15 protein-coding genes are annotated in these 13,687 nt (G+C 47.2%); 1 reads left to right on the top strand and 14 read right to left on the bottom strand.

Annotated elements, in window-relative coordinates:
• Positions 1–9: 9 nt before the first annotated feature.
• The 3 genes from dapB to ACFORK_RS04060 form a co-directional block, all read right to left on the bottom strand.
• Positions 10–816 carry a 4-hydroxy-tetrahydrodipicolinate reductase gene (gene dapB, locus ACFORK_RS04070; protein WP_379195941.1) on the bottom strand — a complete coding sequence of 269 codons (807 nt, stop codon included), beginning with the start codon at positions 814–816 and terminating at the stop codon, positions 10–12.
• Between the two features lie 34 nt (positions 817–850).
• Positions 851–1,372, bottom strand: a complete 522-nt coding sequence (locus ACFORK_RS04065) for a tetratricopeptide repeat protein (protein WP_379195939.1) — start codon at positions 1,370–1,372, stop codon at positions 851–853.
• A gap of 61 nt (positions 1,373–1,433) precedes the next feature.
• A complete protein-coding gene (locus ACFORK_RS04060) occupies positions 1,434–1,763 on the bottom strand; it encodes a nucleotide pyrophosphohydrolase (RefSeq protein WP_066363194.1) in 330 nt (109 codons plus the stop codon).
• A gap of 178 nt (positions 1,764–1,941) precedes the next feature.
• Here ACFORK_RS04060 and ACFORK_RS04055 point away from each other — a divergent pair, with 178 nt between their 5' ends.
• Positions 1,942–2,811, top strand: a complete 870-nt coding sequence (locus ACFORK_RS04055; protein ID WP_379195937.1) for a YitT family protein — start codon at positions 1,942–1,944, stop codon at positions 2,809–2,811.
• Between the two features lie 1,409 nt (positions 2,812–4,220).
• On the opposite strand, the gene ACFORK_RS04050 is transcribed toward ACFORK_RS04055, so the two are convergent.
• The 11 genes from ACFORK_RS04050 to ACFORK_RS04000 form a co-directional block, all read right to left on the bottom strand.
• Positions 4,221–5,120, bottom strand: a complete 900-nt coding sequence (locus ACFORK_RS04050) for a sporulation protein YpjB (protein WP_379195935.1) — start codon at positions 5,118–5,120, stop codon at positions 4,221–4,223.
• 105 nt (positions 5,121–5,225) lie between these two features.
• Positions 5,226–5,843, bottom strand: coding sequence for a DUF1405 domain-containing protein (locus tag ACFORK_RS04045; RefSeq protein ID WP_379195933.1), 618 nt, complete (start codon positions 5,841–5,843; stop codon positions 5,226–5,228).
• Between the two features lie 186 nt (positions 5,844–6,029).
• Entirely contained in the window at positions 6,030–6,902 is an 873-nt protein-coding gene (locus ACFORK_RS04040; protein WP_379195931.1) for a menaquinol-cytochrome c reductase cytochrome b/c subunit, read from the bottom strand.
• 67 nt (positions 6,903–6,969) lie between these two features.
• Positions 6,970–7,641 (bottom strand): menaquinol-cytochrome c reductase cytochrome b subunit, encoded by a 672-nt coding sequence (gene qcrB / locus ACFORK_RS04035; RefSeq protein ID WP_038594453.1) that lies wholly within the window; start codon positions 7,639–7,641, stop codon positions 6,970–6,972.
• A 6-nt stretch (positions 7,642–7,647) separates the two neighbouring features.
• Entirely contained in the window at positions 7,648–8,202 is a 555-nt protein-coding gene (locus ACFORK_RS04030) for a Rieske (2Fe-2S) protein (RefSeq protein ID WP_379195929.1), read from the bottom strand.
• A gap of 284 nt (positions 8,203–8,486) precedes the next feature.
• Entirely contained in the window at positions 8,487–8,906 is a 420-nt protein-coding gene (locus ACFORK_RS04025; protein WP_379195927.1) for a DUF2487 family protein, read from the bottom strand.
• A 242-nt stretch (positions 8,907–9,148) separates the two neighbouring features.
• Positions 9,149–9,328: an IDEAL domain-containing protein gene (locus tag ACFORK_RS04020; protein ID WP_379195925.1), complete on the bottom strand. Its 180-nt coding sequence runs from the start codon at positions 9,326–9,328 to the stop codon at positions 9,149–9,151.
• Between the two features lie 186 nt (positions 9,329–9,514).
• On the bottom strand, positions 9,515–10,600 hold the full coding sequence (locus ACFORK_RS04015; RefSeq protein ID WP_379195923.1) for a hypothetical protein: 1,086 nt from the start codon (positions 10,598–10,600) through the stop codon (positions 9,515–9,517).
• 90 nt (positions 10,601–10,690) lie between these two features.
• The gene (locus ACFORK_RS04010; protein ID WP_379195921.1) at positions 10,691–11,278 is read right to left on the bottom strand and encodes a histidine phosphatase family protein; all 588 of its coding nucleotides are present in this window, start codon (positions 11,276–11,278) and stop codon (positions 10,691–10,693) included.
• 144 nt (positions 11,279–11,422) lie between these two features.
• Positions 11,423–12,016, bottom strand: a complete 594-nt coding sequence (locus tag ACFORK_RS04005; protein ID WP_379195918.1) for an anti-sigma factor family protein — start codon at positions 12,014–12,016, stop codon at positions 11,423–11,425.
• Between the two features lie 5 nt (positions 12,017–12,021).
• Positions 12,022–12,612, bottom strand: coding sequence for an RNA polymerase sigma factor (locus tag ACFORK_RS04000; RefSeq protein ID WP_379195916.1), 591 nt, complete (start codon positions 12,610–12,612; stop codon positions 12,022–12,024).
• Positions 12,613–13,687: the final 1,075 nt, after the last annotated feature.

Here is a 13,687-nt window from a genome sequence, read left to right as displayed (position 1 = left end):
CTCTCCCGTCTAATCTATAAAATGCTCAAATCCGTAGATCATGCCTGTATATTCCATTACCTTCTGGATACCGATTTTGACCCCCGGCATATAACCCGCACGTTCATAGGAATCATGACGGATTTTCAAGGATTGCCCGAAATCGCCGAAGATCACTTCTTCCTGGGCGAAAATGCCCGGCAGACGAACGCTGTGAATACGGAATCCGTTATAGTAGCCGCCGCGTGAGCCTTCAATGGTCTCTTCTTCCAGTGGATTACCCTGACGATGCTCTTGTCTCACTTCAGAAATCATCTCGGCTGTTTTGATGGCAGTACCCGATGGCGCATCCAGCTTCTGGTCTCCATGGTACTCGATAATCTCGAGATTAGGGAAGTACTTGGAGGCCTGAGCCGCAAATTTCATGAGCAGAATGGCTCCGATAGAGAAGTTCGGCGCGATCAAACCGCCGATCCCTTGCTCCTTACACTGCTTGTCCAGCTCGGCGATTTGTTCCGGAGTAAAACCGGTTGTACCGATCACAGGACGAACCCCGTATTTAACAGCCAGCGCAGTATGCGGATAAGCTGCTTTGGGATTCGTAAAGTCTACAAGCACATCTGCGTTGCTACTGGCAAGCGCAGACTCCAGGTCACTCACCACTACGATGCCAGTATCCTGCAAGCCAACCAGACGGCCTGCATCGCTTTCAGCTGAGGACCGGTCTACTGCTGCGGCCAATTCCAGTTCTTCATCCTGAAGAACCAGCTTCAATACTTCCTTACCCATTCTACCGCCTGCACCTGCTACAATTACTCTGATTTTCTTACTGCTCATATCAAATTCATCCTCGCTTTCGCTGGTTCTGTAGTTATTGCATATAAGTCTGCAATGATTTCTGTAGGTCCTTCATCAATTGCCGTAGTCCGGCATCATCCGGATGCAAGGAAATAACTTCTTTCAAGGCGGAGATCGCCTGTACATGCTCATTCATCCGGCTATGCGCAATGGCCAGCCATACATAAGCGTCACCATATAGTGGATCCAGTGTGACTGCTTCTTTTAATAATGTAATGGGGTGATACGGGTTGAGAGTACCTGCCTCTTCATCTTCCAGCAATCGTTTGGCTTCGTTAACAAGCCTCATCGCCTGCAAATGCTGCAGGTGGAGATTATATTCCGGCTTGCTGCTGTCCAGCTTCACTGCGGCAAGGGCATGCTCGACCGCTTTATCCAATCTTCCGCTGCGCGCATAAGTAATGGAACAGCGGTATCGAACCTCCGCATCGCAAGGACTGGCGGCAATCGCCTTCTCGAAGCAGGATACGGCCTCCGCAAAATCGCTACGCAAAATGGCACGGTAAGCATCTTTGATATAATCAGTATTACTCATGTATGCACCATCCTCACGGCTTCAAGTGCCGATCGTTTGGTACAGCATATGAAACATTCGCCTAATCGGTGTTTTTCTTGGTCCAACGGTCGGCATCACGCGTATTGAACTTATGCATGACTTTGTCATGTGCCTCCGTGAGATCAATGCCGAGTGAATTGGCAAAACAAATGGTGATAAACAAAATGTCCCCGAGCTCTAGCTCGATAGAATTATCTGCCTCATCTGCCTTCTTCGGCTTCTCGCCGAATTGGTGGTTCACCTCGCGGGCCAGTTCGCCGACTTCCTCGGACATACGAGCCAGCATCGCCAGCGGGCTGAAGTAACCTTCCTTAAATTGCGAGATATATGCATCTACTTCACGCTGAATCTCATTAAGACTTTTTTCCATAAAATGTTCCTTCGCCCCCTGTTGCATCTTGCCTATTGTTTGCCCCTATGTTATCGTAAAGACGTTTTGAAGACAAATCTTTTTTAATGATTTTTAAGGAACCGATAAAAAAGGCATACTTATTAAAGACAAGTGAAAGACCAGAAAAATGCCCTATAGCGGGCTAACGAGGGATTATATGAATTCATCCAAATTGTTTGCGATTACAAAAACAGTAGCGCCAATCATGCTGGGAAGTGCTATCTATGCCTTCGGGCTGCTGTATTTTATCATTCCGAACCAACTGATGGAGGGCGGTGTTGCAGGGATTACCATCCTGCTTAACTATGCCTTTAGCATCCCTATCTTCCTCACCACACTGCTGATTAATCTGCCGCTCTTTCTAATGGGCTGGAAGGTGCTCGGCGGGCGCCAGATCGCTTATACCGGGGTCGGTATTGGTTCTCTGATTTTATTTCTATGGTTGTTCGAGAAATTGATCGATCTGGGCTGGATCAACCCGTTCAGCACTGAGCATGATTTTATTCTCGCTTCATTATATGCAGGGGTGACCCTCGGTCTTGGCCTGGGTATCGTATTTCGCTTTGGAGGCACCACTGGCGGTGTCGATATCGTAGCACGAATCATCGGGCGCAAATTTGGCTGGAGCATGGGACAGGTTATCCTTACCACAGATGTCATCATTATTGGTGCTTCTCTTCTATACATTTCACGGGAAAAGATTCTGTACACCCTCGTGGCCGTATTCATTGCCTCCCGGGTCATTGATTTCATTCAGGAAGGCGCATATGCGGCCAAAGCCTTCACGATCATCAGCGACGAAGCCCCAAAGATCGCCGATCTCATTAGTGAGGAGCTGGAGCGAGGCGTGACCTTGATTCCCGCCATCGGCGCTTATTCCAAACAGGCCAAATACATGGTCTATTGCGTAGTATCCCGCCAGGAAATCCGCAGACTCAGTCAATTGGTCAAATCCGTTGATCCGCGCGCCTTCGTCATTATCAACGATGTCCATGATGTGCAAGGTGAAGGATTCCGAGAGACTTAGAAAGCTGATAAACTTAATCATCTGCCAGGAATTGATGTTAATTAATATTGATTAATATTGATTAATATTGATTAATGTTGATTATATTGATTACTATTGATTTATGTTACTGATATAGTTTGACGTTACTTAATATTGATTGGCGTTAATAGGTGTAGACTGATGTTAATTGATGTTACTGATATAGTTTAACGCTACTTAATATTGATTGGCGTTAATAGGTGTAGACTGATGTTAATTGATGTTACTGATATAGTTTAACGTTACTTAATATTGATTGGCGTTAATAGGTGTAGACTGATGTTAATTGAAGTTGTTGATATTGATTGTTAGCATTGTTCTGTTACATAAAGAGGACTGTACTAATGGCAGTCATCTGATAAAAACATGCAAAAGGTCGCTGTTCGGTTGCGAGAAGCAATCAGACCGGCGGCTTTTTAAGTTGAAAAGTTATGAGAGATATCTACACTAGATCCGCACCACAGCCCCACCATCAACACCGACGTTTGTGAATAAATACAAAATCACACTTCAGCAATCTTTTATTAACCATTTAAGGACTGACTTCTAATACCTAACCTCTAACCTCTAACTCTAACCTCTAACTCTAACCTCTAACTCTAACCTCTAACTCCTAAACCTCTAACCCCTGAACCTCTAACTCCTAAACCTCTAACCTCTACCCCCTAACCGCTGACTCTTCACCCTTTACTCTTAAATTCTAGACTTCTAACTTCTAGCGCATACTCTCCAGCGAGTCTCTATCACACTTTTTCCGGTCCATAATCCAGCCATTCCACGGTGTCGAAGGCATCTGAAATTGGAAATAAGTGCAATATTGCACCTTAATTTTCTCTCCAGCATATCATTTCAATGATTAAGTGCATTTCTGCACCTTAATTTCTTCGAGATTCGCTAAATAAGGCTTTTCAGCAACATTTAAGATACATTTTTGCCACTAAATCCCTCTAAAACTATATTTCCAACAAATTAAGGTACAAAATTGCGCTTAGTTCCCTCAGTGTCCCCCGTAGCTAAGTCCAGACAGGAGTGCACGTTGTTCTCTCATTATCTCCTCAGCCCCGCCCAGGAACGACCCCACCATAAGATGCCCTTTCTCACTGTAGTCATCCGCACAAAAAACTTTCATGAGCCTTAGCTCACAACCCAGTATAAAAAATGCTGAAATCGTGCATTTACGTAAAAAAAGACCGGCGAACATACCCGCCGATCCTCTACATCCTACTCGTTTGACTCCATCACTGAACCTTGCCAAAGACCTGCGGAGCCTCCTCTGGCGCCATCTTATAACGACTCCCTAATCTCCAGAAGCACCGTCGTCTTATATCGACTCCCTAATCTCCAGAAGCACCGCCCTATCTCCACTCCCAACCCCCAGAAGCACCTCCCTATACCGGTCTCCAATCCTCGCTCTGTCCACGGTATTTGCGATAGCCGACATAGACCAGGGCGGCTAGAATAAATCCGGCTGCTAGCAGTCCCCACGCCCCGTATTCCTCTGGCGCGAGCGGGAGCGACAGGGCAGGTTCATCCTTTTCCTTGCCGAACATTACCCGGACCGCATCTTGGCCGTATGAGATAATCTCCATTAGCCGGGCACGTTCCGGCTTTTGGCTCTGGGACGGCACGCCGGCTGCGTAAGACAGCCAGGAATCGAAGGCATTCACGACCTCTGGCTGACGCGAGATCAGCACCGCCGGACGGATATTATCATACCTGCTCTGTAACCGCTCCAGAGACGTTTTCCAGGCCGTCAAATCACTAGCGGAAGCACTCTGCTCCATAGCATTCAGATCTTCGCGTAGCAGCTTATAGTAATGAAGCCACATCGGCTGGCGAGGATGGTTCAGGCTGTTAGCCGCCAGCCTCAGTCGCGCGGCAGCAGACTCCCAGCGTTCAGGGGATATTTTTACCCCGGCAATGGCAGACTTCAGGTCTATAATTACAGCCGACAGTGCGTTGATGCCTTCCACCGAGGTCAACCCCTCAAATGAAGAGGACACGAAAATCCGCGAGACTTCCTCGGTTAGCTGCCGGACCTTCGCAACATTACCATCCACTACATACCCGTACAGTGCTTCAGCCGTTTGCTCCAGCTGCTGTGCATCACTCCTTGCCCCAAGTACAGCTGAGCCGTCATCAGGCACCCCCGGAACGCTCTGCACTGTACCTCTGCCCGAATCATCCACTCCGGTCCCTAGGGCTGCAGCTCCAGTTCCTCCATACAGCCCGGCCACGAGCCAGCAGAATATCAGACCAATCAACATACAATACCTTCTGCGCGGCATGAGACATCCCTCCTACCCTAAATGTATGGTAGCAGGACAAGGGATAGAACACTGGCAAATGACACCTCAGCAAGAGGTTTGATCACCGCCTTTGGCCAAGCACCGTCAGAGACGGTTTCGTCTACCATGAAACAACCAGGCGGCAGCTGTGCTAAAGATCGTGAGCGCAAAGGTAAAATACATCACCTGCTGTACATGATCTGTAAGCACCGATGGCAACCATGGGAATACGCCATAGGAATAATCCACCGTATCGTTGAACAATGTATAGATCAAGGCCAAGGGCAGCATTTTTCGATACGAGAAGAATCTCGCATATAGCAAGGCCTCTACAGCCATTCCTGTATGAGAAATGACTAACATCCAATCCTTCCAGGTTAGAGAATCCCCAAGATATCCTCCAGCAAAAATAATGCTAACCGCCCAGATCCCATATTTCACCGAAGTAACCACCGCAAGCGCTTCAACAATTCCACGCACAATATTCCCGTTTAGACTTTTCGGCGGATACAACAACAGCAGGAGGGCTATGGTAAAGAATAGGCTAGCCGTTGGGCTATCAGGCACCATTGGGAGCAGCCAAAGTGGATAGTGGTCCACCGTGTATGCCAGCTGGTTGCCGTACCACATATACCCATAAATCGTACCGAGTAGGTTCACAATAAATAAGAGCCAAATTATTCCCCGGTGTTTAAACAATTTCTCAACCCAATGTTGCGACATTCTGACTATTAACCTCCCGACAGCACTTTATGCTAGACCAAGCAGAAACGGCTTTGCCATCCTCTAATGAACGGTACCCGTTTCAACGAAAAATATAAGGATGTTTTATAACTTAGAATATATGAATCCTTATATTTATACAAAAAACCTGACCGCATGCACGATCAGGTTTGCGTTAACTCTATTTTACTGTTGACTTTTTTGTTTCGCAAGCCATCCGGCCAGATCGTCAACATCCTTTTCTGATAGACCTGCATTTGTTGCAGCCTCCAGCATTGGCGGCATACCACCCTGGCCATTCTTAATGATTTTAAGAATCGCTTCCTTGTCATGGGTGTCCCCCACTCCGCGGAGTGAAGGACCCGCTCCGCCCTTCAAATCAGTAGCATGGCAAGATATACAGGTTGCCTGCTTAAAGAGCGCCATGGCCGGGTCATCCTTGTCCACAATCGCAATCTCCTTGGCCTTAACAGCACTGGAGGTAGGCAAGCCCTTGGCTCGGTTCTCCGCCGCTTTTTCCTCACGTTGAACATCCTCCGGAATCTGGCCCGTCTCAGCCATCTCATGCTTGTATTCCGTCCAGGCAGTGTTCGTTAGATACACTATAGCCGCAAGAGACAGAAACATTAGCGAGGAGGCAATCGGACGACGGTAGAAACGCCGCTCTCGGCCTGTATCCAGGAATGGAGCCAGAAGCAACGAGCCGAATGCTACACCGGTCACACCCAGGGTACCGAGAACAATGTAATCTCCGGAAGCATAGGGCAACTTCAAATATTGATAAAGGAAAAGGAAGTACCAGTCAGGGATGGGAATGACTGTCGCGCTTGCATTTGCAGGAAAGCCCAGCGGCGCTGGCTCGGAAATGGTAAGCACCAGAATACCGACTAGTACCACCACGCCGACCATCCACTCTTTTAATAGAAAGTTAGGGATAAAAGCTTCCGATTTACCGGGATAAGCAGTATAGTCAGGCGGCGTTATGAATCCGCTACCCCTGCGTACACGGGAATCACCGACATACACGACCTTTTCTTTGGAGTTATCTCCATGTGCCATCTGTACTCCTCCTTATAAGTGTTGCTCCGCATCACCAGCACCGTTAAGCCACGATCCAGTACTTGTCTTATAGCGGACCGGAGATACCCTGTCTGCGGATCATGATAAAGTGTCCTACAAGCAGAATAAGCAATACCGCCGGAAGGAAGAATACATGAAGTGCAAAGAAGCGGGTCAGCGTTTCTGCGCCGACAATCGTACCTCCCTGCATCAATTCCTTAAGCACAGGTCCCATGACGGGAACCGAATTGGCAATCTCCAGCGTAACCTTGGTGGCGAAATACGCCTTGTTGTCCCATGGCAGCAAATAGCCAGTCAAACCCAGACCCAGCATAACGAAGAAGATCAGCATGCCCACGATCCAGTTCATTTCGCGCGGCGCTTTATAAGAACCGGTGAAGAACACACGCATGGTATGAAGGAACATCATAACGATAACGAGACTTGCGCCCCAGTGGTGCATCCCGCGTACAATTTGTCCGAATGCTACCTTTGTCTGCAAATATTCAACACTGGCATAAGCGTTAATGATATCAGGAACATAGTACATTGTGAGGAACATTCCAGAGAGGATTTGGATCACTGTAATGAAGAACGTAAGTCCGCCAAAACAGTATACGAACGCCGAGAAGTGATGCGCCGGATTGACATGTTCGGGAACTTCGTGGTCAGCCACATCTCTCCAGATCGGCGTAATATCCAAACGTTCATCAATCCAGTTATAGACATTTTTAAACATCGGAATCTACGCCTCCTTGTTAGCTACGGTATTCGGTACAATGTCTCCGAGGTATACCCAGCCGTTATCAATTTTCGTCTTGTATTGATCCAGAGGTTTCGGTGCCACCGCCAGATTCTTGCCTAGCTTGGTATAACGCGCACCGTGGCAAGGGCAATGGTACTCATCCGGGTGGGACTTGTCATTATTCCAGCCAATCGTACATCCCAAATGTTTACAAATTGGTGAAAGCGCATAAATTTCTCCGTGCTCATTCTTACGGATCCAGGCCGTAAGCGTAGCTGTACTGGCATACCATCCGTCTTGCTGCTGAAGCTCAAATGTAAATTCCTGCGGCTCATCCGTGATTTTCGCGGTTTCCACAACCTTGATGAACTCCCCTGCGCCTTTCTTATGTAGTATCGGGTCCGCCGCAAAACGGATCATAGGAAGAATCGCACCCACTCCCATAAAAGCAGTGGCACCGCCGAGCGTGTACGTTAAAAACTGCCTGCGTGACATCTCTTTACGGCTGGGTGGTGGGTCGGGCCAGGTCTCCTGTTGCTCATTATAGCTACTCATATTGCAATATAACCCCCTTTTTCAATATATATGAAAATGTATATCGCCGTAAGATTATGAGGCCGGACCGAATATGGATGCCTATTTTGGAAATAAAAGCGCTTCAGTTATTTTGCTTCTTTATTGCTAAATTCGTTTTCAAGGAATAAGATCACATGTCACATAAGTTCAACCTAATCATAGCCCAGGCTCCAAAACCCGTCAAGAATATTGTCTATTTTGTGACAAGCCGAATAGGGCATAAATCTATAAATTGTTGATTTTTCGTCACATTTAAACCTCTTTTATTTCTGCCACATTGCCTGGATTTTGTCCCTCACAACGCTATTCAGATGTCCTCCTTGAGGCACCTCAATATTAGGCAGGGCAAGAACTAAATCGCTTTCAATAATTTCATGACCAGACAGGTTCACATCCACAGTCAGCACAATCGCATACTGGAAGCCACTGGATTTGACTTTATGACAAAGCTCATTAATTAAACCCTTATAACCAGCACCCATGTACTGCAAAGCGGGATACGTCACAATTCGGCCACGAAATGGAATCTCAACAATGTCCATAAAATCACGCAGTCTTTCAAGCGCCGCAGCTGTCTCAACAGGGCTCTCTGTACCCTGTAAACCGGTGAAAGGAATCAGACAAGTATCATAGAATTCCCCATTTTCTTTCCAGTCTGCGGGGTTAAAATCACTAAATTTCATCCTGTTCCTCTCCTTTGTCGTTATGATAGAACCAAATCGGAATTATACAGGACCTATTATAGTGAACATGTGAGATGATCGTCTACCTTTGATTCTATAAAGCCACCTCAACAGAAATATCAGGACATCCGGCCTATTTAAGCACCTTACGTCCTGATATCCCAAAACAGCCCCACTGGGAGAGGCTGATGCCTTGATTTTTTTCTCAGGTACTTTGCGGGTCCTGAAAATGTATAAGATCCTTAAGCCAGGTTTTTCAGCTCTGCGGTCAGATTCCGGAAAGCAATCTCGTCCCCCGCAGCCAGCGCCGTGTCAATCTCCCGGTACAAGATGTCGGTACGCCGCTTTCGCAGCGCTTCGTCCCACACCATTTCTGCTGCAAGTCCAAGCATCACTTCATAGGTAGCCTTCATTTTGTCCATTCGATACACCTCCGCTGTTTAAGAGATTCCGTGTGTTCGGTCCTTCTTTTGTTTTCGGTTACATTGAAGCCGGCTCCTACTTAAGCATATTCACCAATTCCAGCTCCGTTCAACATTATGTCTTCTACATCGCTGAATGTGTCTGTGCCTACCTCCCAGCTGTGTTCCTTCTGCTCTTCTCTTCTGCTACAAAAGCTTCTTGGGCGCCGCAGCCCGGGTTCCCCATGATGTCATCATGACAGCTGGCCCTTCCGAAGTCTCACCAAGCCTTAGCATTCCCAGATGTACCATCATCCGCAAAATCCGCCCTTCCATAATGGAAGTGGCATCATCATAGTAAAACGGCTTGACTAGCCAGCCTACTCCCTTGACCAGTGAAGGAACACTGACCCACCGGTCTGCACTGATACTGATCCAGTACACAAGTGAGGGCAGATTAGGTATGGCACCTTTATACAGTCTTAACCAAAAGGAGAATAACTGCATCAGGCTTTCACATTTTCCCGCTTCCAGCACCGCCACTCCTGCCGTGGTCAATCTTAGTTGGAAGCCTGCCTCAGAGATCCAGTGACGATGGCGGGCGTAATCATACAGCAGCGCCAACCTAGGCGGATAATGTTCGCCTGCCCTGCCGTATCCGAACCTCCATCCTCCCTTGTTCAGCAACGGCTCCGGGATATGAAGGGCGTTCATCACCCCCTGCTGGTAACGCTTGTAAAGCGCTCCTTCCTGATTTAGCTCCGGCTCGTTCTCCCCGATATACCGTAGGAACAACAGAAGGTCACTGTCCAGCATTTCACCTTCACTCCGGTACCCTTCAGGCTCGGGACTCCCCTCAACCTTCTCCAGAATGTGCTGGCCCATGGCTTCCCGGAAGCGTACCTTCAAGTCCCCGGGCATCTGGTATAAATACCGTGTCTGTTGTGAAGCACCGTTAAAGAGCCAGCCCCCATTTTTGAAGCGTGATACCAGTTCCCGGTAATTCCCTTGCTTTTCTGAAGGAGCATCAAATGATGCTTGCCTCGCTGCCGCCAACAAATCCTCTAGACTGAAGTGGCTGCGCCCATCGAACAACAGCGTGTTCAAGAAACGTAATTCTTGCGGACTGCTCCCCTGGATATAAGACTCCAGAAAATCCCGGCTTCCCAACGTAACCAAGATACTTTGGATCAAATCATGCTTAGAATTCTGCTTGCATTGGCATTGATAGCGTCCCGCAATGGCGGTTAGCTGACCAATATCTGCGTAAGTGAGCATATCCGCCAGATTCATGTTTTATCGCCTCACCGTTTTACTACCATTATGGGATTTAATGCCCTTTTTATTCCTTTTCACGCAAAAAAAATAACCCGAATGGTCGGGTTAACGCTGGTTTTGCAAGATATGACGCGAACAATTGTACAACAGCGGGTTCCAATCCTGTCCCTTCTTCTCTAGAATAGTCAGTGACAGGTTACCGATCCGTTCCACATATTTATCCTTATATAAAGCAATGTACAGTTGGGCCAAGAATCCGCCGTGTGAGATGACCAGAATGTTCTTGTCCGGATATCGAGCGGAAATATCTTTAATAAAATCAAGAGCACGCGCCTGTAACTGCTCATCCGTCTCCTGTCCTAGATCAAGCGTGTTCCAATCCTTACCCCACTTCGCTTCACGCTCCGCCGAAGTCAGTCCTTCTACCAGTCCGTAAGCCCGCTCCCTGATTCGTCCATCCCCTTCAAGCAGTGGAATGCCGAGCTTCCCGGCAACAATACTTCCGGTTTCTGAGGCTCGGGACAAATTGCTAGTGATACAATAATCCCAGTGATAAGGCTCCTGCAACAGTCGTTCTCCGAGCATGTCTGCCTGCATTTTCCCCTCATCATTCAGCGGAATATCAGTCTGTCCCTGTATTTTACCAGCCGCATTCCAATCTGTCAGCCCGTGCCGTACCAAGCCCAGTAGCATCCGTATCACCCTTTCCTTAATGTATTGCTTCTAAATGTACCACGGAAACAAGCAAAAGTCTTCTTTTTCAAAGAGCAGGGAGGAATTATGGAGTATGTTGCATAAAAACAAAAAGATCCTCTTTACAGATGTAAAGGGATCTCTTCATTGTCTGCGGTAGCGATTCAGACGGGTCAACGAGAATACTGACAGCCCGACACCAAGCATGGACAGCAGCATCCAATATTGCGGGTGTGTAGGTCCCATACTTACTACAAAAGGCTCAATAATTCCACCTTCGGAGGTCATTCCAGGATAAGTCGACTGCCAATCCATAGAAACGCCGGCAATGCCAGTCTCCACAATACCACTCTGCGCAGACATGGTATTACTCGGTGTCTTGAACAACGTAAAGTAAAGGAAGCTGCAAATAAACACCGCCAAAAAACAGGCAATCCAAAGGCTGATCCGGTGGCGAAAAATTGTGGAATTCCCTGCTGATTTGCCATCACCCGGCATAAGCCAAGGACTTTCCAGGTAAATTCGCTCCATAACCTTTGCATTTATTGCTTCTGCACGTTCGTCGCTCACTTCCTCTTGCAACTCATAAATCAACTGGCTACTCTCCTGCCACAACGCCCATTCGGCCGCGCAGTAAGGACAACTCTCGATATGCTTCTCAAGCAATTTGCGCTGTGGGTCGTTGCGGGGAGCGTCCCATAAAGAGGGGATACTTTCTTGCGCTTCCCTGCAGTCCATTGACCTTACATCCTCTCAACCTGCTCCTCATCGTAAACAGGCTCATAGAAATAGGATTCGAGTTGGAGCTTCACACTGCTCCTGGCACGGAACAATAATGATTTCACGGAGCTGACACTCTGATCGAGAATTACGGCAATTTCCTGATAGTCCATCTGATCGTATTCACGCAGAATCAGCGCGGATCGCTGCTTCTCAGGAAGATTGTTAATAGCTTCACGCACCAGGTTCATCCGTTCTTTGCGGAGTGCAGCCTGCTCCGGGGCCACCTCTAGTGGTGCTACAGGCGTATATCCACTCTCCTCGAGGGATACGTTACCTGCACGGTTCTTACGAAGTTCACTGAGCACCGTATTACGGGCGATCGTATATAACCAGGTCGAAAAAGATGCATCTACTTCCCGGAAGGAGTGCAAACTGCGGAACGCCTTGTAAAAGGTCTCCGAGCATAGATCCTCCGCGATCAGCTCCATATGGGAATTCTTCAGCATATGGTACACAAACGCCAAAATCTTGCGCTGGTAACGCCGCATCAATTCCGAATATAATTCTGTATTTCCTTGCTTGATTTGCTGGATCAACTGGGAATCCGTCATGGTGAGTTTCGGCCTCCTCGCCTTCCACGTCTTTCCCGTCCCGAGCACTACATATTATTACCGGGCAGGGCTTGAAAAGTTGCGGTGGTACTGAAAAAAATGAATTGCCTGACGAACAACACTTCTATGTATATTCACATACCCAAAGATTAAGGCATGTATCTGTTGCAGCACAGTAAAAAAATCCCGGCTACCGGACATTGACGACATCACGAAACTAGCAATCTCCAAAAATACTTTCCTATTGTACCACACATCTACATAGGATTACATTAATAGACTTGGCTTTGGGAAAAACGTCGCACTCTCACCTCCCATAATGCAAATAACAAAGATAGAAGATTAGTTTATTAAAGTTCACATAAATTGTTAGCTCGAAATCCTTAACGCCAAAAAACAATAATATCCCGCAGCAAGCAAATTATTCAAATAAAGTGTTGACAGAATGTAAACGGATACAATATAATAAAAGTACAGTATGGTTTCTCTCCACTCCTATCCAAAACTGCACGGTTCCAAATTTCTTTGTGAACTGTAACCGCTTATAATGTAAGCGGTCTTTTTTTTGTCTATTTTTAGTAAGGATTGGCATTGGGTTGTTGTTGTGACTGGTTGCTCGTGGTTACGTGGTTGGTGGTTGTGACTCATCGATCATGCTGCTGGCCCATCCCTGGTGGTTCACAGTTGGTGAATAATGACGCTTGTGCTTGTGACTCGTCGTTCCCGGTAGCTCACAGTTGGTGACTGGTCGCTCGTGGTTACGTGGTTGGTAAAATGATTACGCTTATCGCTTATCGCTTATCGCTTATTGCTTATTGCTTGTTGCTTATTGCTTGTTGCCTCTAGCTGGCGGCTTGTGATTTGCATTGTGGTCCAGTAACGGGATTTTCTCCCGTTATTTTGGGTGCTGCTTCCCTTTTGCTTTAAATAACAGGATTTTCTCCTGTTATTCAGCCTCCTATTTGGCAAAAAGCCAACAACGTCGCCTATTAACTGGAGTTTTTCCTGTTAATTTATCCAAAAGTGATCAAGAGGCAAATTTAACTGGAACTTTTCCTGTTATTAATCTTCATAG

The organism is Paenibacillus sp. GCM10012306, assembly GCF_042649265.1.
Classification (GTDB): Bacteria; Bacillota; Bacilli; order Paenibacillales; family Paenibacillaceae; genus Paenibacillus_AQ.
Note: the sequence above shows the minus strand (reverse complement) of the source record. Positions and strands in the feature narration are given on the sequence as shown.